This window comes from Ruegeria sp. CDSA077 (assembly GCF_059612265.1).
The window spans coordinates 71,178-90,687 of record NZ_JBXWQG010000010.1 but is presented as its reverse complement, the minus strand read 5'-3'; the positions used below and the strand labels follow the sequence as shown (position 1 = coordinate 90,687).

At 53.9% G+C, this 19,510-nt stretch carries 17 protein-coding genes and 1 pseudogene; 10 read left to right on the top strand and 8 right to left on the bottom strand.

Features of this window, described 5'->3' with window-relative positions; translation table 11 throughout:
- Positions 1 to 26: 26 nt before the first annotated feature.
- Together AC2FLE_RS17035 and AC2FLE_RS17030 are read left to right on the top strand one after the other, a co-directional pair.
- Positions 27 to 911, top strand: a complete 885-nt coding sequence (locus AC2FLE_RS17035; RefSeq protein WP_496698505.1) for a LysR family transcriptional regulator — start codon at positions 27 to 29, stop codon at positions 909 to 911.
- 376 nt (positions 912 to 1,287) lie between these two features.
- Entirely contained in the window at positions 1,288 to 2,829 is a 1,542-nt protein-coding gene (locus AC2FLE_RS17030) for an ankyrin repeat domain-containing protein (protein ID WP_496698504.1), read from the top strand.
- Positions 2,830 to 2,902: 73 nt separating this feature from the next.
- Here the strand turns inward: AC2FLE_RS17030 and AC2FLE_RS17025 are convergent, their stop codons facing one another.
- Positions 2,903 to 3,895 (bottom strand): alpha/beta hydrolase family protein, encoded by a 993-nt coding sequence (locus AC2FLE_RS17025; protein ID WP_496698503.1) that lies wholly within the window; start codon positions 3,893 to 3,895, stop codon positions 2,903 to 2,905.
- 166 nt (positions 3,896 to 4,061) lie between these two features.
- Between AC2FLE_RS17025 and AC2FLE_RS17020 the strand changes: the two genes are divergently transcribed.
- Positions 4,062 to 5,156, top strand: a complete 1,095-nt coding sequence (locus tag AC2FLE_RS17020; RefSeq protein WP_496698501.1) for a helix-turn-helix domain-containing protein — start codon at positions 4,062 to 4,064, stop codon at positions 5,154 to 5,156.
- A 403-nt stretch (positions 5,157 to 5,559) separates the two neighbouring features.
- Here AC2FLE_RS17020 and AC2FLE_RS17015 read toward each other — a convergent pair whose 3' ends face one another.
- From AC2FLE_RS17015 to AC2FLE_RS17000, 4 genes and pseudogenes are all read right to left on the bottom strand, one after another.
- The gene (locus AC2FLE_RS17015) at positions 5,560 to 7,836 is read right to left on the bottom strand and encodes a serine/threonine protein kinase (protein ID WP_496698499.1); all 2,277 of its coding nucleotides are present in this window, start codon (positions 7,834 to 7,836) and stop codon (positions 5,560 to 5,562) included.
- Positions 7,837 to 8,134: 298 nt separating this feature from the next.
- Positions 8,135 to 9,157 carry a hypothetical protein gene (locus AC2FLE_RS17010; protein WP_496698498.1) on the bottom strand — a complete coding sequence of 341 codons (1,023 nt, stop codon included), beginning with the start codon at positions 9,155 to 9,157 and terminating at the stop codon, positions 8,135 to 8,137.
- 94 nt (positions 9,158 to 9,251) lie between these two features.
- Complete coding sequence (locus AC2FLE_RS17005; protein WP_496698496.1) at positions 9,252 to 10,823, bottom strand: phosphate ABC transporter substrate-binding/OmpA family protein; 1,572 nt, start codon at positions 10,821 to 10,823, stop codon at positions 9,252 to 9,254.
- Between the two features lie 423 nt (positions 10,824 to 11,246).
- A pseudogene (locus tag AC2FLE_RS17000) lies at positions 11,247 to 11,360 on the bottom strand (IS6 family transposase); the annotation flags it as partial.
- Between the two features lie 408 nt (positions 11,361 to 11,768).
- On the opposite strand from AC2FLE_RS17000, the gene AC2FLE_RS16995 reads away from it, so the two are divergent.
- The 4 genes from AC2FLE_RS16995 to AC2FLE_RS16980 all read left to right on the top strand — a co-directional run bounded on the left by AC2FLE_RS16995 (position 11,769) and on the right by AC2FLE_RS16980 (position 13,797).
- A complete protein-coding gene (locus AC2FLE_RS16995) occupies positions 11,769 to 12,218 on the top strand; it encodes a hypothetical protein (protein ID WP_271951474.1) in 450 nt (149 codons plus the stop codon).
- A gap of 3 nt (positions 12,219 to 12,221) precedes the next feature.
- The gene (locus tag AC2FLE_RS16990; RefSeq protein WP_142639124.1) at positions 12,222 to 12,440 is read left to right on the top strand and encodes a helix-turn-helix transcriptional regulator; all 219 of its coding nucleotides are present in this window, start codon (positions 12,222 to 12,224) and stop codon (positions 12,438 to 12,440) included.
- Between the two features lie 37 nt (positions 12,441 to 12,477).
- Positions 12,478 to 13,101 (top strand): class I SAM-dependent methyltransferase, encoded by a 624-nt coding sequence (locus AC2FLE_RS16985; RefSeq protein ID WP_282022222.1) that lies wholly within the window; start codon positions 12,478 to 12,480, stop codon positions 13,099 to 13,101.
- 72 nt (positions 13,102 to 13,173) lie between these two features.
- Positions 13,174 to 13,797, top strand: coding sequence for a putative glycolipid-binding domain-containing protein (locus AC2FLE_RS16980; RefSeq protein ID WP_282022223.1), 624 nt, complete (start codon positions 13,174 to 13,176; stop codon positions 13,795 to 13,797).
- 99 nt (positions 13,798 to 13,896) lie between these two features.
- On the opposite strand, the gene AC2FLE_RS16975 is transcribed toward AC2FLE_RS16980, so the two are convergent.
- Positions 13,897 to 14,706, bottom strand: coding sequence for a division plane positioning ATPase MipZ (locus AC2FLE_RS16975; protein WP_142639130.1), 810 nt, complete (start codon positions 14,704 to 14,706; stop codon positions 13,897 to 13,899).
- Between the two features lie 211 nt (positions 14,707 to 14,917).
- Between AC2FLE_RS16975 and AC2FLE_RS16970 the strand changes: the two genes are divergently transcribed.
- The gene (locus tag AC2FLE_RS16970; RefSeq protein ID WP_496698493.1) at positions 14,918 to 15,805 is read left to right on the top strand and encodes an AEC family transporter; all 888 of its coding nucleotides are present in this window, start codon (positions 14,918 to 14,920) and stop codon (positions 15,803 to 15,805) included.
- A 79-nt stretch (positions 15,806 to 15,884) separates the two neighbouring features.
- On the top strand, positions 15,885 to 17,471 hold the full coding sequence (locus AC2FLE_RS16965) for an MFS transporter (RefSeq protein ID WP_496698491.1): 1,587 nt from the start codon (positions 15,885 to 15,887) through the stop codon (positions 17,469 to 17,471).
- A 106-nt stretch (positions 17,472 to 17,577) separates the two neighbouring features.
- Here AC2FLE_RS16965 and rpmE read toward each other — a convergent pair whose 3' ends face one another.
- Together rpmE and rplS are read right to left on the bottom strand one after the other, a co-directional pair.
- Positions 17,578 to 17,799 (bottom strand): 50S ribosomal protein L31, encoded by a 222-nt coding sequence (gene rpmE / locus AC2FLE_RS16960; RefSeq protein ID WP_142639136.1) that lies wholly within the window; start codon positions 17,797 to 17,799, stop codon positions 17,578 to 17,580.
- An 11-nt stretch (positions 17,800 to 17,810) separates the two neighbouring features.
- Positions 17,811 to 18,194 (bottom strand): 50S ribosomal protein L19, encoded by a 384-nt coding sequence (gene rplS, locus AC2FLE_RS16955; RefSeq protein ID WP_142639138.1) that lies wholly within the window; start codon positions 18,192 to 18,194, stop codon positions 17,811 to 17,813.
- Positions 18,195 to 18,575: 381 nt separating this feature from the next.
- Here rplS and AC2FLE_RS16950 point away from each other — a divergent pair, with 381 nt between their 5' ends.
- Positions 18,576 to 19,379, top strand: coding sequence for a glycoside hydrolase family 25 protein (locus AC2FLE_RS16950; protein ID WP_496698490.1), 804 nt, complete (start codon positions 18,576 to 18,578; stop codon positions 19,377 to 19,379).
- The last annotated feature ends 131 nt before the right edge of the window (positions 19,380 to 19,510 follow it).

The following is a 19,510-nucleotide window of genomic DNA, read 5'->3' as shown; positions in this document are numbered from 1 at the left end:
TCACAGTTCAGGCAAGGAGAGCTTGCATGAATGCACAGAAAATCGACTGGAGCGATGTCCCCTTTGTCCTTGCCGTATGCGAGGCAGGCAGCCTGTCTGGCGCGGCGCGCCAGTTGGGGGTCAACCATTCGACCGTTTTTCGCAGGATTGAAGGAGTTGAAGCCCGGTTAGGTGTCACTCTGTTTGAACGGTTGAGTCACGGCTATATAATGACAGCGGCTGGGGAACACTTCTTCCGAAACGGGCTTCAGCTGCGCGATGGCATGAACAGTATCGAACGGGAGTTGGGTGGCCAGGACCTGCGATTGGCAGGCGCGTTGACGGTGACGACAACGGATACATTGCTCCACTGTCTGACCCAGGTGTTTTCAGAGTTTCAACGGAAATATCCCGACATAGAATTGCGGCTCTTGTCCGGCACGCGCCCTCTCGACCTGATGCAGCGTGACGCAGATATTGCACTGCGCCCGACAAGCGCCCCGCCGGAACACTGGATCGGTCGCAATCTGAACAATCTCGCCTATGCTGTTTATGCGAGTAGAGATTACCTCGATACAATGCGAGATCAGCCCACAAACGAGCACCGATGGATCAGACTGAACGACAGTCTCAACCAATCACCGATGAGCCAGATCACCTTGCAGCACAAAGCCAAGAAAGCGCCGGTGACAGTATCCAGTTCTCTGATGGGTGTCTTCGACCTGGTTCGCGGCGGCCTCGGATTTGGAGCACTGCCATGCTATTTGGGCGAAGCTTACCCTGATCTTGTTCGCGTCCACGATCCTGAGGAAAAGTTTGATTCCAACCTCTGGATGCTGGCTCATCCTGATATCCGCAGGAGCGCCCGAGTTCACGCTTTCTTCGAGTTTGCGACCGTAAGAATTCGAGAGGTGTTGTCGGGTATTTGCTAAACGCAAGATCCGCTGAACCGACATTCGTGTATTGAGCAGCATTTGCAACTTTGGGCTCGTTACAGACCTCGGAGCAGGCGCAGCGTAAGCCCCTGCCCAGATTCCACGACCTATCTTACGGCCCAGAGCCGACATCGACGATCTGGTCAGTCGCTGCGCCGCGGCCTTCGTTTTGCGGTCATTCGCATCAGTGTCATCCACTCAAGCCGATCTTGCGGGTGCTGCTTCGGATGGTTATGATAAGAATGCTTCTAGGGAAAGCCTCCAGGTCCGCGGAAAGCTGTCATCGGCATCTCTATCAACAATACGACAGCCTTATTTCGGTATGTCTCATGCTCGGATTCAGCGGACCATCGAGCCAAAAGTGAGGACACCGATGACAAAATCCCTGGACCAATTGCGCCGCGATGCCAAAGCACTTCGCAAAGACTATGAAGCAGGCGAATTACGCGCCCGTCAACGCATCGCAAACTATCCACCTCGACCGGAGGCAACAGCACTCAGGCACTCGGACTATTTGCACGTAATTGCGTGCGAGAACAGTTTTCCGACCTGGCCTGCCTTAAAGTTCGCAGCCGAACTACTAGGCATGGACAGAGCCGCCAAACGGCAGCGCCTGAAACTGGCTCTCGCTCAGGGTCATTTTACGGCTGTTGATCAACTTCTGGCTGACGCGCCCGATCTGGCTGACAGAGATTTCGGGCTGTGTCTGGCCCTTTATCGCAAGTCGGATGTGTTGGAATTTCTCAACCAAACGCCGAAACTGGCGACCCAGCTTATTGGCGATCTGGCGCCGCCTTTGACGATCCTCGCCCGGTCCAAGTGGATTCATCGCGCATCCGGGCTGGCCAATGACATGCTTGATATCGCAAATGCCCTTTTGGAATCTGGTGCTGATGTTGATCTTGGTGCGCCGGTCTACCATGGCAACGACTACAAGCTATCACCGCTCTACTTCGCCATAGGCCATTCGGACAATATGGTTCTTGGGCAATGGCTGCTGGAGAACGGCGCAAATCCGAACGACGGCGAGAGCCTTTATCACTCAACCGAGCTGGGTCATCATAAGGGATTGCAACTGCTTCTGGATCATGGCGCCGACCCGAAGGGGACAAACGCATTGCTGCGCGCGATGGACTTCCATGACACAACGGCGGTTCAGATGCTTCTCGACCACGGGGCTAAAGTAGATGAATTTGACGGGACGCATGTTGGCGGCGAGGCACCGTGGGTCGTCCCTGCGCTACACCAGGCGGCGCGAAGGATGGCCACGCCAGATATGGTCGAGCTTCTTCTTGAAAATGGAGCCGATCTGAATCGGCCCTTTGAAAACACTACGCCCTATGCTTATGCGCGGGTATTTGGAAATGTCAGTTTGGCGAGGATGCTCGAAGAGCGCGGCGCAGATACGACCTTGAGTGAAATCGAAACTACATTGAGTGCCGTTGCCGATGGCGTTCAGCCGCCATGCAACCTTGACCCAGACAAGATACCTGACGCTTACCGCAATATCATTCGAATGATATTGCACATCCCGGGAAAACTGGATCACGTTCGACGACTGGTCGCCGTAGGAGTTGAATATGACCGTCCAGATACCGAAGGATTGACACCGGTGCAGGTTGCCGGATGGGAGGGCTTGCCAGACGTCATGGAGTACCTTCTGTCGTTAAAGCCAGACCTGACACATGTGAACGGCTATGGAGGAACACTTCTGTCTACAGTTATTCATGGGTCGGAGAACTGCCCGCAGCGTTTAGACCGCGACTATACTCGGTGCCTGAGTCTAGCATTGCGGGAAGGCGTCGCTCTTCCGCGCCGTGCCATAGAACTGGCAAGCCAAGATGCCGTAGCCGAGTTTTTGTCAGATTGGGCGGAGCTATATCCCGAGCAAGTTGTCGACGGTGGTGTCGCCTAAACTGGTTTATGCGATCATGACAGGAGGCGAAGGCGGAAGGCAGGATTCACCATACCATTCCGCCTCCGCACGGTTATGAATTCGAAAAGAAATCCGTAACAGCGTCGATGATCATCTCATGCTTGGCAGCACGTGCTGTGCCGCCATTTGAGCAGATGATTTCGTCTCCCGGTTCTTCTCTTGCGAGCAGTTCGTAGCCTCCGGGCTTGCAGCGACCCAGGAAGTCAAAATGCGATAGCGTCTCGGGCTCGATATAGCGTGCATTCTGCGTGGGTAGCGCGGCAATCAGGGCACGGGATTCAATGTCGAGGGTCAGACCAGAATTCATGATCGGCGCCCCAAGGACCAACATCGGTCGGTCAATTTTCCGAAGGCTCGCTTCGGAAAAGCTCTGTGTTCCGCCAAGATCAAAAACTGCAAATGCCTTGATCCGAGCATCAGACAGGTCAGCTTCCATCTGAGCGCGATCTTCAGGTGTTTGCGCGATTTTCCAACCCGAAAGGATGCCACAAGCCAGTTCGTTTGGCTGAGTGTCGCAAAACAGATTTAACCCAGCCGCGTCGTACCGCGCGCCGGCAAGGGCAACAGCCGTAAAGCCACCCAGTGAGTGTCCCGCCATATAGATTCTGTCTGTATCGACATACCTCGCAAAATCAGACGAACCGGTTGCATGGTCAATGACACGGGAAATGTCCTTTGGCCGCTCCCATAATTGCCGAGTCAGCTCGGGGTCGCGAGACCAGGTTGATGTACCAGGATGGCTGATGGCGGCCACAATGTAACCGTGTCGTGCCAACGCACCGGCAAGCCACGCCTGATTGTAAGCGTTGCCAAACATACCATGAGATAAGACAACAAGTGGGAACCGGCTGGTCACTGGCGCAGCATCTTTCACGACTTTTGTCCCCACCCACACTTCACTTTCGAAGTCGTAAGTCTCTGGTCCAGTTGCATCTGTTGGATACCAAATAAATCCAGACAGATCGCGTTCTCCCTCAACGTCGGCGACTTTCAGTTCTGTCATTGCAGCCCGATAGGGCTGAGCAAATGCCGTGGCAGCGAACATAGCTAAGAATCCTGCAAGAAGGTGAGAAGATTGTCTCATCGAAAGCTCCGATCATCATTCAAGATAAGTCAAAGCTGAGCCGTAGGTTTATTTGAAACAATGCTTTGCACTGCCTATACCTGTCCTTGATCCTGATTGAGGACAGGTCTCGATAGAAAGAGGACAAATGGACAGCCCCGGGTTGATCAGTTTCCCCCTGCCGCTGGCGACAGCGTTTCTTTGCGGTGTGCTTACCATGCTGGCTTGGCGGCTGGATCTGGGCTTTCGTCTGGCCAACATGTTGTTCTCGGCCTTCTTTGGGTTGGGCGCCTTCTCATCCCTGTTGGTCGGTCTGCGATTTGGCTATGGAGTCGAGGAGTTGATCCCGCTGCAACGCAGTTTGCCCTTGTTCCTCGGACCGCTCCTGTATCTGAGCTTTGCATCGATGGCTGTCGAAAGGCACGACGTCGCCAAGATCGTCATGATGCACCTAGGTGCGCCTTTCATTTTGATTGGGTTGTATCTGCTCTTGGCCAGCGACTTGAGAAGTATGGATTGGGTAATCAGTGCCAGCTACTCGTATTATTGCGTCGCTCTCTTCTTACTTTGGCGGAAGGGGCCCGACGCACTGAGTCAAGCACGGGTCGATGTCACCCAGGCGCTTTCCAACTGGCTTTTACGCGGCATTGGATTTCTTGTCTTTGTACTGGTTTTGGATAGCGCGATCGCAATCGACTTTGCATTCAACAAGGGCGCCAATGCCTCAATGCTGATTTCTTACGGAACTGTTCCGTTGATCTTTCTTCTTCTTGCGACGTCAATCACGCTCCCAGTGATGTTCTCCAAAGCCGACGCGGTGTCATACGCAGCGCCAGTAGCCAATACTGAAGATGCGAAAGTCCTAGAACGACTGCAGGCATTGTTGGATGAACAACAGCTTTTTTTGGACCCCAACATAACTGTCCAACGACTTGCCAAGCGCTTAAGCCTTCCGGCCCGCACTGTGTCGTCTGCTGTCAACAGAACTCAAGGAACCAACATGTCGCAATACGTGAACGAGTTCCGTTTGACGCATGCGGCCCGGTTGCTTGCAGAAACTAATGAAAGCGTTGCCAACATCGCTACTCAATCAGGGTTTTTGGCACGCTCCAACTTCTATCGTGCATTCCAACGGGTCTACGGACGATCGCCTATCGAGTACCGCGCACTTCGAAATTCAAAAGAGAAACCACAATTCGACGACCATAATCCGCAAAATTCCAAGCATTCACACTCGGCGTAAATACTTGGTCACAAATCGAATGACAGTAGTCTCGGCTCGAAGCCGCGTCCGTGGCGCAGCCTTCATGCTGCGTTAGCAAAGTCACAATCTCAGTGAATGAATGTGCCGACAACAGGCTAGGACTTCGCGCCAATCGCGAATGGAACCGCATAGCTTGCTCATTGCAAGGCTGGTAAGCATTCCGCTGCTCAGAACACCGACTTGTTCAGAGAGCTTTGGCTCACTTTCTCCATATACGGTGAAATGAAACATACCGGTTTCGTTATCTTCGTCTGTGACGAACGCCCAGACAGATGCGTCGCAAACTTTTCGAAAGACTAGAACCAGTTTATGCTTTTTCACAACCCACCTATTCAATGTGGCGTGGTCAACGCGCACACTGCGTTCAGCCATGATCTCTCTTTTACTTGCCCACGTAGTGCAAGTCCGCCAGCCACAAAGAAGTGCCTCTCCTGACCGTGAACTTGAAGTCAGTCTGGTCGTCATTCAAACCTGCTCGCAGAAGATCAGCAATCGTATCTTGCCCATCGATATTTTCATCTGTCGGAAAATATGCTGTCAGCTGGTCGTTCGGTTTCAGAGTTGTGCCTGGGCCTACATCTTCTGGGACATGAGCCACGCTCGTAACCCATTTTCCATTCTCTGCATATTGAGTTTGAAAAACGACGCCATTCGACAAGGTCGTGTCTTGTACGACACCCAGAGTAACGTCCCGCACTTCGACACCGTCTCTTGGGTTAGAAAGCCCGATGGTCACATCCATGGTTCCCTCTTGCGAAGGAGTAGCCCCAGATTGAAGTAGAACGGCAGCGATGGAGTTCAGATCATTGATTTCAATCCCATTGACAGAGTCAATACGCAGCCCCGCGTGAACCCAAACCGGGGCCTCGCTAGCGACGTATTCCACAGTATCGGGACTATCCGCCGACGCTACAAAAGGCAAAAGAACCTTCCATTCAGACTTCACTGAAGTCGGCCCTAAATCCTGAACGATTTGAGTGGTAGTATCAGCTTCGACATTCGCCTGATCTGTGTCGCCAGTGCTCACTTTAGCAGCAACTTCATCGTTAGCCTGCGCGCGCGATTCTGCCTCTGCCATCGCCATTGCGACTGCTTCGATCTCAGCCTGTGCTCGGGCTTGCGCTTCTGCTGCGGCTTTGGCTGCCGCTTCGACTTCGGCCTGCGCGCGGGCTTCTGCCTCTGCCGCGGCTTTGGCGGCCGCTTCAACCTCGGCTTGCGCGCGTGCTTCTGCCTCGACAGCGGCTTTGGCACGTGCTTCGGCTTCGGCTTGGGCAGCCGCCTGAGCAGCCGCTTCGGCCTCAGCCTGTGCACGAGCTTCCGATTCAGTTTCCGCTTTGGCGCGGGCTTCGGCTTCGGCCTGAGCCGCTGCCTGAGCTGCGGCTTCGGCCTCAGCACGCGCTATGGTCTCTGCCTGCGCGCGGGCTTCGGCTTGGGCCAGTCGTGCCTCGGCTTCTGCGACCCGTGCGGTGGCATCTGCGATTGCTTCTGCCGTCGCCGCTGCTTCGATCTCAGCTTGGGCGCGGGCTTCAGCTTCGGCAGCCAAAACGTCCTCTTGCGTTGCTTGTGGCTCGGAGGATGGTGAAAATGCTCCGATGGCCAGCACGCCGACTACGGCACCTACAACTCCAAATGCCAGCAGCCCGCCGGTTATTGCGACACGGTTGATTCCGCCGGATGAAGAGACCGCAACTCTAACATCCTGTTCAACGGCGGTCGGTTCGGTCAAGTGATCTATCGCCTCGAGCCACTCATCAGCGGTTTGAAAGCGATCCTTTGGCATCGCCGACATAGCCTTGTCGAGCGCTTCGAGAAAGACGTCATCATACTTATCAAAGCGCCCCTGCAAAGGTTTGCATGGATCGGGCTTTTGCTCGGCAATCGCAGAGACCCGAGTCTGGCTGTCTGGCGCGCGCTCTCCGGTGATCACATGATAGAATGTTGCCGCCAAGGAATAGAGGTCGCTAAACGGCCCTTGCACGCCGTCAGTGACATAAAATTCCTGTGGGGAATAGCCATCCTTGACTGCGCGTAAGGCAGACAAAACACGGTTTGTTTTCCTATTTTGCTCACGCGCAGCACCAAAATCAATCAATACAGGTATCTTGTTGGGTCCGACCAGAATGTTGTCAGGCGATATGTCCCGATGCAACATCCCTTGCTTGTGCATAAATGCGACCGCATCCAGAATCTGCCGCAGGATCGACATGACATCGGCTTCGTCCAGCTGGGTTTCAGCGTCGTCGATTGCGTCCAAAAGGTCCGGGCCTTCAACGAAGTCCAGTGCCATATAGGCAGTGTCGTTGTCCTCAAAGACTTGGTGCACACCAACGATATTGGGGTGATCCATAGTTGCCAGGCGCTGGGCTTCGTTGATGAAGTGCCGCACAATCTGGCGAAGATCTTCTTTGTGTTTTTGCACACGAGCCTTCACCAGCAGATTCTGTCGGCGCGCGAACATGGCTGGAAAACACTCTTTGATGACTACCTTGCGGTTGAGGCTGTCATTGGCCAGATAGGTAATGCCGAAGCCGCCGCTGTTCAGGTAGTGGTCAATTTTGTACTGACCATGCAACAACCGGGCGCCGGCAGGGAGATCATCTGCGGAAGAGGCTCCGATCATCTGACCCGTATCTTCATCACCAGTCGTTACTAGTTTCATTACGTTGCCCATGCCTCGTCCCGTCCGTTATCGTCCCTTGCACATCAGGAATTATTCAATTTCCAATCACAAAACGTTTCTCTGTTATACACACTCTTTACGCGAGTCCGTTTGTTTCGTGATTTCCAGTATGCACACTGTTCGATCCAAGTTGGTCAGCGTAGGAAGTCAGTACATACAAACGTTTTACTTTTGCTTTACCGGAACCGGAACCATTGAACGGTTAAGCTATTTTGCAAAGGTTCACGACGCCTTCAAACATGTGATAATCTCAATCAAACCTTGTTTTAGCTATATGTTAGATCTTGGCTTTCAGATTAGCGGCAATGCAAGACGATCGAATGCCACGAGAGTAGTGGCGACGCATGTTGTTTACCAACTGCGCGAAGATTTCGACCGCACGATTAGAATTCATGAATGTAGCCTGGTCAATTGACCCCTCAACTGGGGTGCGGATGGACATCAGCGTCTTGTAGCCACCTATGATTTCCAGAGCCTGAACCACGCAATCGTAGTCTACTGTTTCACCTTCGCATGAGTCGCAGTAGCGTTTTACTATGTCCAAGTATTTATCGGTTTCACTGATGCGGGAAATGCTTTCGTTCAAGCGAACCAAATCGACACTTTCAGGCAAGTCCGAGCCCCGGCCCAGCATCACTGTCGTGAACTGGTTGGCTTCGTCGGAAAAATGCTGATTGAGGTTCAACAGCCGTGCCAGTCGTTTGAGACCCAACAACCCCGAAACACGTTTGGGATTGGATTCTTCCACAAAGGCCCGCATCGTGATCGCCTTGTTTTCCCGCGCCATATAAGCTTCGATCCACTTGAGAAAACCGGCTTCGGACAGGCCGTAGTTTTCTGAAGGCATGGAATTGATCAGATCAAAACGGCCGTTATTCAGTGTATTCCACAGTACATACTCGGCGCCTTCAATCTCACCATGAGTTTGCAGTGCTATCGCATTGCTGATTGGCTGACGACCAACCCGATATCCAAAGATGGCTTCGCCGTGTTTTTGTAGGGCAGGATTGCTCAGAGCAAGCAACCAGTTTACGGTTCCCTTATCGGGATCCGGTGCACGAAGAAGCTGGTCTCGTGCCTGATGATTGATCAAGTAATCGGAAAATCCTCCAGGTACAGTATCGCGATCGATCTGACCAAGGATCATTTGCGCCGACGTGTTCCCCTGACTGGCCGCTTCCGACAAACCTTGCAGGCCTTCGGCCTCGCTACCATTGAGCCAGCTGTCTACTGCGGTTTTGTATGGGTCTTCCTGCGCGACAGCCGCCCCTGACAATTGCAGTAGGAAAACATTGGCCAATACTGCGAGCATTCTCATACGACGTTACTCCATTGAATTATCGTCTTGGTCACTGACCGTTGTATTCCCGTTCCGAAGCTGCGTTGGCGCTTCGCTACTGGGATGTGGTGACAACGTCTCGCAACCAGACTTCCACTCGGCGGTTGATACGGCGACCATTCTCAGTGTCGTTGCAACTTAGCGGCGAGATCTCACCATAACCCAGAGTTCGGATGGTTAACCCGTCCAGGCTGTTGGTAGGCGCTGCTTGTAGCAACGCATTGCTAACTTGTTTGGCACGCTGCTGACTGAGTGACCGGTTGGATCCGCCAGCACCGACAGAGTCTGTGTATCCGATCAAAAGAAGTTCTTTGTTTGTGGTTTCTTCCTTGGCAAGCAACGAAGCAAGGCGCCTTATGTCGTCCTGTGCCCGCGTATCCAGGCGAGAGGATCCGAATGCAAACCGAAAGGTTATAGAACTACGGTCCGCACCGGACAGCTCAGCCGACATTTCCTGCAACTGTTTCAGAGTAACCTCTGCATCGGTTGGCATAACTGCACCAAGATAGCGTAGTCCCTGCTCATTGGGGCCTTGCAGGGATTCACCAAGTGACACAAAGCCCGAAGCATCAATTGTCTCTTGCGCCTTTTCGCTTTCGAGGAATTGCATGAAGCGGTTCAACTGTGCTGGCGCAGTTTTGCCGGTATATGCATACAAGCGTCGGCTAAGCGGGTATTCTTCTGTCTTGATGGTGAAAGGTGTCGCTGGAACCTGAATTCCACAAACACCGCGAATTGCAAGAACCTTGGCCTCATCAGCACTTGCGAGGCTGGTAATTCCGATACCAAGCGGATCAGAAGCAACTGCTGCAGCCAATTCCGTGTCTGTTTCGAAAAAGCTTGTATCGCTCGCGTATGTTGCGCCCACGGGGTTCATGATCAGGTCATTGAAAACCAACGCAGTTCCGCTTTCAGGCACTCGCATGTAAAGCTGGATCGGGGCATCGGGCCCACCAATCTGGCTCCAGTTGGAAATGGCTCCGGAAAATATTCGCGCTAGATCCTGTTCGGCGACTGCCCGCAGTTGGTTACTTTGCGATGTAATAACAACTAGACCGTCCAGCGCAAAAATTTTCTCGTTTTCACTCGTGGTGATATCCCCGAGTCCAGCCTGCGATGCGCTCGCCAGCTCGTCGGGTTGAGCAGGGCGTGTGGTCACTGCCAGTGCTGAGTTTCCATCGACCAGTTGTTTGATCCCGTCTGCGGAGTCACCACCCATCAAGGAGACTTCGGCCAAAAACTCGCCTAGTTCGTTACGGAGCAGTAGCTTATCGACACCTTCTTCCTCAGAGCGCAAAGCAGTGCCGCCAATCTCCTCACCGAATTGCGTCGTAAGATCAGCGAATAAGACATCGACCAGGCGAGAAGAACCAGAAATGCCATATTCGACCGGACCTTCGTTCCGACTGGGGCAGGCTTCGCCAATGCATTCAACTTTGAAAGCGTCAACCGTGATTGTACCAACCACCGTTCGGAGTTCGTAATTGGCGCCATCAAAATCTATTAGCTCTCCGGTCAGAGTCATTCCGCCGTCTAAACTGTTCAATTGAACAGTTTCAGCGTTTGCCATGGTCGCGACGGACAACATCAACGCACCAGAGGTAGTTTTCAGGACCCGATTTAACATTTTCCTAACCTCAAACTTCTGATTATTGATTCTCGTTTTACTCAAGGTTGTTTCGCAAAAACTGATACAACCTTCATAATTTCTTAATGACGTAGCGGTACGCGGGAAGTTTAGTCAAGGCTGCAGCGGGGATACATAAAATTGCCTTGCTTCCCCCCACTTATGGACACGTTTGAGGCAGATTCTGACCACAGTTGGCGCTCTTTCTTAGCTTGTATCCGAAGCTGACGCGATTCAACGTCGAATTGAGTCGTGATTTTAGGGGCTCAGGTTTTCCCTGAGATTTCCCAGAACGAACCTCATACCTTTCTTGCCACGCATTCGCAGCCTTTGACCCAGGTGATTCTTAACTATTTCGAGCACTCGAACGGTTCTGTTACAAAGTTCTGAACCTGCCGAGCGGTTTCAGCAATCGCTCGTGAGTTAGGCCGCGAGCTCGGCGAACTGCCGAAACGGACAGAATCCGGGTGTGAATTGCCCCTTGCGGATTATGTGAGGGACTTCGATATCGTCCAAAGTTGCCGCTGCTGAAGCGAAGGGGTTGTGTCGCAAACTTTAGATGACGCGTACGGCACATGTGTGGGTTCAAGCCATTTAGATCAGCTTCAGCCACACTGGATGGCATTGAGGTAGTCAACATGATCCGGAAGAAACAATTCTCTAGTAATACAACCTCTGGCTTTCGGATGTTTGCTGAGATCGCAGGATAATTGGGTCTAGCATAATGCTGGTTCTAGTCTTCGAAAAGTTGGCGACACAACCTTTGGGCCAGTCGCAAACGCGCAGCACTCCAGTTGGAGTCGTAGATGCCCATCATCGAGCACAAGCTGCAACTACGCTTCGATAGTAAAGTACATTATTTTAGACACTGGGTATAATATTTCATACAAGATGTAAGTAATAATCGACTCACTAGAAGTGTACTGTCCAATAGGGATTTCAGAAATGACCTACCAAGATCGCAATACGGTCGTCTCGATCTTCGTGAACCTCGCCGTTAGTGCATTTGTTGTTTCACGGCTTCTGGATATGAATGCCTCTGGATTGTTTGATGGCCCAGACGCTGTAAACAACTGGGCCCGCATGGTGATCTGGCTGATCCCCTTGGGCGTCGTGGCCACCATCATCGGCACCATACTGTTCAACATTGGGTTTGCGATTGTTACACACGAACCCAAACCCAGCTTCGTCGTTGATGAACGTGACAAGATGTTCGAGCGCCGTGGCAGCTACGCCATCATTATCTTCGCGGGTGCGGGTTTTGTCTCAGCTGTCGTCGCCATGGCTCTCAACGCATCAGCGCTCACCGGCTTCAACATCATCTATTTCGGAATGGCTTTCGGATCCCTGTCAGCAGATATTGTCAAATTTGCTAGCTATCGGCGGGGATATTGATCCATGGGCAAGCTCAGGATCACCAACAACATTAGACGTCTACGCTTTGACGCAGATGAAATGACGCAAAAAGAACTCGCCGAAAAGGTTGGAGTCACCCGACAAACCATCGTTGCCATTGAAAATGCCAAGTATTCGCCAACGCTCGAACTGGCGATCTTGATTTCTCGTGTATTCGACAAGCCCCTCGAAAAAGTCTTCGACATTCAAGACGCCAGCTAAATCATCGCGTCTGCTGCACCCTACCAAAGGATTAGATATGTTCATCAAACCCACCCGGTTCTGGAATCTGATGGCGAGATCCTATGCCCGCCGTCCGGTCCAAAACCAAGCCGCGTATGAATACAAACTGGACATCACTGCAAGACACCTGTCCCCCCAAGATCGTGTCCTGGAATTTGGTTGTGGCACAGGTACGACGGCGCTCATTCACGCCCCAAAAGTCGCCCATATCGACGCCATCGACTATTCATCCGAAATGATCTCAATCGCCCGGGAAAAAGCCGACGCGCAGGGCAGCAAGAACATCAACTTTGAAGTCAGCGCGTTCGAGTGCTGGCCTATTCCGGCGAAGGGTCAACATTATGATGCCGTACTGGCTATGTCGATCCTGCACTTGGTACTGGATCTTGACGCGACACTGGATCGTGTTCGCAGTTCCTTGAAGGAAGGTGGCCTGTTCTTCAGCTCGACGGTCTGCCTGGAAGGTCTCGAGAAGTTCGTCATACCAGCTCTCGGGACCATCGGCCTATTGCCCAAGATCCGCGTCCTGACGCAAGAAATCCTTGTAGAGCGTATGCAAGCTCATGGGTTCGAAATTGAACAAAAGTGGCGTCCCGAAACGGGTTCGACTGCTTTCATCATCGCAAGGAACAGCGGTTAGCTCGTTCGACTTCTGACAACACTGACCCAGCCGTTCATGCACGCCGCCGAGAACGGTTGGAGAGAGCCCTGATTGACCTATGCTGAAACACGCATGAATGTCCGCTATGGGGCAAGCAAAGCAATAGCGATGGTTGAGGCGATGATGCGAAGTACAATGTGGCGACGGATTGATGTCGTGGGCACAGAAGCCTGTTCGGTTAACCGTAACGGAACGTCTCGCGTAATCTCGGGCATGGCTGTCTACGTAGTTGAAAATTCTCCTGTCAGAATAGCTTATTCCGTGACCTGTAATGACGAATGGGAGTGTAGCGCCGCCACCGTACAGCGTTGGATTGGGGCAGATAGGGTTGATCTTGTTTTAGTGAAGCAAGACGATGGTACATGGACCTCGAATGACAAAGTTGTGGATGCTGTTGATGAATTGCTCGACATCGATCTTGGGTTTACACCGGCCACGAACACGAATGCGATCAAGCGACTCCAGCTAGGGATTGGAGATCAGGCAGAGTTCACTGCTGTTTGGTTGGATGATGAAACCTGGACATTCAAACCGCTGAAGCAACGATATGAGCGGCTGAACGAGAATACCTATAGGTACACTTCGATCAATAGTGGATACGAAGCAAATTTGACTGTCGATGGATTTGGTTTCGTTCGAGTTTACCCTGAGTATTGGAAAGCAGTGATAGCTTAGGCCCAACAAGGGCTCTGAAGCTAAAACGATTGCCAGAAACGGACTTTCGTTTTTCCAGGTGAGCGGCAGTATAGTCCGTCTACCCGTCGTAAAAAGCCTCTAAAAATCGATCTCAACACCCGGCAGGTTCAGCTCTTTCATCATGTCGCGCAATTCCTGACGTGCTGCAATGTTCGAAATGTTCAGCTGTTTGATCCCGATATCCTTGAGGTCCAATAGGGTCAGCCCGCGCGGGAACAGCTCTCGGAAAATAACGCGTTCGGAAAAGCCCGAAGCAACCCGGAAGCCGATGCGCTGCGACAGCATCTCGATCGCGCGCTGCATCTTTTCCTTGTTGACCATGCGTTGGGTACCGACGCGGTTGCGCACAACGACCCAGTCGATGGGCTTCAGGCCGGCTTGCGCGCGCAGCTGGCGTGCGTTCCAGACCATCTCGGAATAGACCGACGGGCCCAGAATTTTCTCACCCTTTGAATCGATGCGTGCCAGCAGGTCAAAATCGATAAAACTGTCGTTCAGCGGAGTGATCAGCGTATCAGCCAGCGAATGCGCCACCTGGCTGAGACGGGTATGAGAGCCGGGGCAGTCGATCAGGATGAAATCGCTATCGCTTTCTAGCTCGGACACGGCCGCTGACAGACGGTGGTCATAGATGTTCTCGCCGGGTTTCAGCGTGCTTGCGTCAATTTCGGGCAGGTCATGGTGGCGTGGGCTGGGAAGGGTCAGGTCCGCGCTTTTCAGAAAGCTATTCCGGTTCTCGAAATACCGTCCCAAGCTGCGTTGCCGCAGGTCCAGATCCAGGGTGCTGACCTTGTGACCCAGGCGGGCGAGTGCGGTGGCCACATGCATCGACACAGTCGATTTGCCCGCGCCGCCCTTCTCGTTCCCCACTACGATAATATGTGCCATGCCTGTATTCCCAAGTCTCACCGTGTTTGCGTACACGTTGTTGCAGGCCACTATATGTTGTGGAAAGCGGGAAGGGAAGAACCCGAAACAATGTATGGCGGCATAAAAAGGCGGTGTTGCGGAAATCTCAGCCTGCCCATAGGCCGCTGACTTGCGAAAGCCAGGACTATGTTTCAATCTCCAGGCTTAAGGACTGTGAGAAAGACATGGCTTGGAGCATCTGTTTCTGAACGTACTGAATGTGGTGTTGCCGGTGCTGATCTGTGCCGGGGCTGGGTATGCACTGGCGTTGACTAAAACGCCCTTTGACAACAAGGTCATTGGCGCGATCGTTTCGCGGGTTGGATATCCCACACTGATCATCTCGCATCTGTCGGCCACAAAGATCGCTGTTGGAACGTTTCTGGACGTGATGGCCGCTGCGGTTTTGGCGATTGCCGGGTTTGGTGTTCTGGGATTTGCGGCGCTGAAGGTTATGCGCCTACCGGCGCGGGCCTTTCTGACGCCTCTGATGCATGGGAATGTGGGCAATATCGGATTGCCAATCACTTTGCTTGCGTTAGGCGATGCGGGGATGGCCTATACGATGGCATTTGTAGTGGTCGTTCTTGTCAGCATCTTCACTGTAGGGATGTGGATACCAGCCAAAGAGTTTTCGCCCAGAAAGCTCGCCACCTCGCCGATCATATATGCGGTGGTCCTATCGCTGGTGCTGATGGCCAGCGGCTATAGCCTGCCTCAGCCTGTTGCGAAGTCATTCGATATCCTGGGTGGGCTTTCCATCCCGCTGATGCTGCTGACATTGGGCCACACATTGGCCAGCCTTCGGGTCAACCGCCTTGGGCGTGCGGTGATACTGACCGCTTTGCACCTGGTGATGGCAGTTGCAATCGCCAGCGGGTTGGTCTGGGCCTTCGGCTTTACAGGCGCTGAGCGCGGCGCGGTGATCCTGTGCTGTTTGATGCCGTCATCGGTGGCGACCTATTTGTTCATAGACCAGCATGTGCCGGAATACGGCCCCGATGTTGCCGGGTTCATACTGGTTTCGACCCTGACAACGATCATCGCTTTGCCGCTGGCGCTGTCCTACTGGATCTAAGGCTAGGCGGTTTGCACATTCCTGCTAAGCTGTCGGTGTGGCGCTCCATAGTCGCCGCCCGTATTTTAGGACGTATTTGATGTTACAAACGAATTCATCTGATGTCGGCGCACGCGTTGTATTGGTCATGACGGCGATTTGCATGGTTGTTGTTGGCTTCAATTCCACGGCGGTTGCGACCATCCTGCCTGATCTTAAGAATGAGTTCGATCTGTCGCCTTCGGACCTGCAATGGGTCATGGCCATCTATACCGTGGTCAGTGCCACGCTGGTGACGATTATCAGTCGGCTGGGTGATATCACGGGCAAGCTGGGCGTGTTTCTGGTTGGCATGATCGTTTTTGCCATAGGCTCTGCCTCGGCCTTGTTCGCGCAGGACGGGGCGATGATGCTGTTTGGCCGTGGGGCGCAGGGGGCAGGGGCCGCAGCGCTGTTTGGCACGTCGTTGCCCTTGTTGACTGCAGCGACCCCGGAGGAAAAACGCGCCAGCGTTACCGGAGCATGGGGCGCCATTGTCGGACTGGCGATCGGGATCGGCCCAATCCTGGGCGGTGCATTCGCCCATTACATCAGTTGGAGAGCCGTTTTCGCCACCGATCTGATCTTGCTGACCACCGCGTTTATCATTGGCTTGACCGTGAGAAAACGGAACTATGTACCGAACACGCGACTGGCCGGTGCCCGGTTCGATTATCTCGGCGCTGTGGCTCTTGTGCTGTTTCTGGGGCCGTTGTCATTTGCCCTGAGCAATGGGGAAAGTGGTGGATGGCGGGCACCGTTGACGCTGGTGCCGTTGGGTGTGGCCATGCTGGCCATGGTCGGCCTTGTGCTGGCTTCGCGCCGCAGTGAAGATCCGTTGGTCGAGCTGCGCTATTTCCTTCATCCGCGCTATTTCATGGCGGCAGCGGGGATGTTCCTTACCGGCTTTACGCTGTTTGGCTTTTTCGTCTACTTCAACACATTCGTCCAATCGCCTGATACATTCGGATACACGCCTATCGGGGCTGGACTTGCGATTATGCCACTCAGCCTTAGCATGTTCGCGATCTCGGTCATTGCGCCCCGATTTCTTGCGCCCTACAGCTTTCAATGGCCTGTTGTGATCGGGCTGGGTGCAATGGCCGCTGGGTTTTTGTTGCTGACCACGATTACAGTTCCCACTCAATATGCGCAGATCTGGTGGAAGTTGATGATCGTCGGCATTGGTCTTGGTATCTGTTTCTCGCTGCTACCGCGTCTTGGGTTGCGGCTTTTGCCTGATGAGCATGTGGGGCAAGGCTCAGGTGTAATCAATGCCTGCCTCTATTTCGGGGCTACGTTGGGGGCTGTGGTCTGCGGGCTTGCCGAAGCCATCACCTCTCGTCGGGGTCTTGCCGGAGTGATCGACGCGTTACCGGCCGGCTCGGCCCCCCGTGATGATCTGGCTCATGCGCTGACCCACGGAACGCCCAGTCAAATCCAGCAACTGATTGCCGGCATGGATCCGACTTCGGGAAGTGCTCTGGCAAGGGCTCTGCGCGACCTGCAAGACAACGCTTTTGACAGCGCCATGATGGTGACGGCGATTGCGGCGCTGATCGGCGTGACGCTGGGGTTGATGTTGCTGCGCGGCCCTGTGCCCCCGGTGCACAGCGCGGCGGATCTGACACGCGCGACGAAACCCTGAGGGATTGATCCTGACGCGTTTCTTGTCAGGGCGGTGTCAGAGGTTTCGGGTAATACGAAAAAGGCCGCCCAGAGGGGCGGCCTTTCGCATTCGAAACGGGTCAGGCTTAGAAGCCCAGACCTTCGTATTTCTTTTTGAACTTCGACACACGGCCACCGGCGTCCATCAGACGCGCGCCGCCACCGGTCCATGCGGGGTGCACGGAGGGGTCGATTTCCAGAGCCAGCTGATCGCCTTCGGAGCCCCAGGTGGATTTCATCTGAACTATGGTGCCATCGGTCATTTTGACGTCGATGACGTGATAATCGGGATGGATGTCTTTTTTCATCTTTCCGTTCCTTACGCTTCGGCGCCAGCTTTGGGCTTGTAGTTGGTGACCTCTGCGATACGTGCGGATTTACCGCGACGAGTGCGCAGATAATACAGTTTGGCGCGACGAACGCGGCCACGGCGGACAACGGTGATGCTGTCGATATTGGTTGAATACAGCGGGAACACACGCTCCACGCCTTCACCAAAGGAAATCTTACGCACGGTGAACGCACCGGCGATGGTGTTGCCACCTTTACGGGCGATGCAGACGCCTTCGTAGTTCTGAACACGGGTGCGCGACCCTTCGGTCACTTTAAAGCCGACACGAATGGTGTCACCGGCTTTGAAATCGGGGATGTCTTTCCCCAGGGCGGCAATCTGTTCCGCCTCAAGCTGTGCGATCAGGTCCATCGCAGGTTCTCCTATCTGCTCGTGGTTGGTCCACGAAGTTTGGGCACGGCCTGAGAGCTCTTGGTCTTCACCGGGTCCTGCGTACAGCCCGCCAGAGGTCAGATCGAATGTTCACTTGGTCTCTGGCCTGCCCGCCGCGCCGTGGCTGAAGAAAGCCGGGCGTCACGACATGATGCAAACCAAAACACCGGAGTCGCGAAGTTGCGGCACCGGATTGCGGTCATTTACGGGCATCGGGGGCAGGGATCAAGCCTAAATCGCCATGCAAGGCGGGGAAAACGGTGGGTTTCCGCCGCACGCAAACAGAACCATTGCCTTGCGGGGCTGATCAGGCAAACTGGACGTAATTATAAGAGCAGTCATTTGATACAGGATTAGATCATGCGCACCGCATTGATGCTCGCCGTCATGGCCTTTGCAACCCTGTCCTGCGGTCGCAGCAGCCCGCCGCCGCAACTGGTCGAGGCCCAGTCGTTTCCAGATGCTACGCCGCCCTCTGTGATCTTCCCAGCCTTTGCAGATGCAGACCCCCACGAATGGGAAGGGCGACATCCGGGGCATTACCCGGTGCACGGGCTGGACGTATCGCGCTGGCAAGGAGCGATAGACTGGCGCACCGCCAAGCAGTCCGGCGTTAGTTTCGTCTTTATCAAAGCGACCGAAGGGGGCGACGTGGCAGACCCTATGTTTGCCGATCATCGGCAAGGTGCGCGGGCAGCAGGTGTGCCTTGGGGGGCATATCATTACTACTATTTCTGCCGGTCGGCGCGGGAACAGGCCAGCTGGTTCATCCAAAACGTACCCAAGGGATCGGATCTGCCACATGTGCTGGACATGGAGTGGACTCCGCATTCTAAGACCTGCACCCTGCGCCCCGATGGTGCGACGGTTCGGGCCGAGGCTCAACGGTTCCTAGATATCCTCGAACGCCACTATGGGCGCCGTCCGATCGTCTATACGACGGTGGATTTCTATGGTGATACGAATATCGGGCGGCTGCCCAAGACCGAGTTCTGGTTGCGTTCGGTCGCCGGTCATCCGCGAAATGTGTATCCCAAAGCGGTGTGGCGGCTCTGGCAATACACCGGCACCGGGCTGGTGCCCGGTGTTCAGGGGAGGGTTGATATCAATGTCTTCAACGGGCCACCGGAAATCTGGGCGCGCTGGAAATCTGGTAGCCCTTAGACTTTGGGCACCCCATAGGTTTCGACGGTGTCGCCCACGACGAAGTGACCAAGCGTGCATTCGCGCTTCCCCCCCGAAAAATTCTGCAGCCGGGACCGCTCAGTTGCGGGGCTCATATCACACGGGGGATG

Coding starts and splice junctions, on each gene's coding strand:
- AC2FLE_RS17035 (WP_496698505.1), top strand. CDS start 27: ATGAATGCACAGAAAATCGACTGGAGCGATGTCCCCTTTGTCCTTGCC.
- AC2FLE_RS17030 (WP_496698504.1), top strand. CDS start 1,288: ATGACAAAATCCCTGGACCAATTGCGCCGCGATGCCAAAGCACTTCGC.
- AC2FLE_RS17025 (WP_496698503.1), bottom strand. CDS start 3,895: ATGTTCGCTGCCACGGCATTTGCTCAGCCCTATCGGGCTGCAATGACA.
- AC2FLE_RS17020 (WP_496698501.1), top strand. CDS start 4,062: ATGGACAGCCCCGGGTTGATCAGTTTCCCCCTGCCGCTGGCGACAGCG.
- AC2FLE_RS17015 (WP_496698499.1), bottom strand. CDS start 7,836: ATGAAACTAGTAACGACTGGTGATGAAGATACGGGTCAGATGATCGGA.
- AC2FLE_RS17005 (WP_496698496.1), bottom strand. CDS start 10,823: ATGTTAAATCGGGTCCTGAAAACTACCTCTGGTGCGTTGATGTTGTCC.
- AC2FLE_RS16995 (WP_271951474.1), top strand. CDS start 11,769: ATGACCTACCAAGATCGCAATACGGTCGTCTCGATCTTCGTGAACCTC.
- AC2FLE_RS16990 (WP_142639124.1), top strand. CDS start 12,222: ATGGGCAAGCTCAGGATCACCAACAACATTAGACGTCTACGCTTTGAC.
- AC2FLE_RS16985 (WP_282022222.1), top strand. CDS start 12,478: ATGTTCATCAAACCCACCCGGTTCTGGAATCTGATGGCGAGATCCTAT.
- AC2FLE_RS16975 (WP_142639130.1), bottom strand. CDS start 14,706: ATGGCACATATTATCGTAGTGGGGAACGAGAAGGGCGGCGCGGGCAAA.
- AC2FLE_RS16965 (WP_496698491.1), top strand. CDS start 15,885: ATGTTACAAACGAATTCATCTGATGTCGGCGCACGCGTTGTATTGGTC.
- rpmE (WP_142639136.1), bottom strand. CDS start 17,799: ATGAAAAAAGACATCCATCCCGATTATCACGTCATCGACGTCAAAATG.
- rplS (WP_142639138.1), bottom strand. CDS start 18,194: ATGGACCTGATCGCACAGCTTGAGGCGGAACAGATTGCCGCCCTGGGG.
- AC2FLE_RS16950 (WP_496698490.1), top strand. CDS start 18,576: ATGCGCACCGCATTGATGCTCGCCGTCATGGCCTTTGCAACCCTGTCC.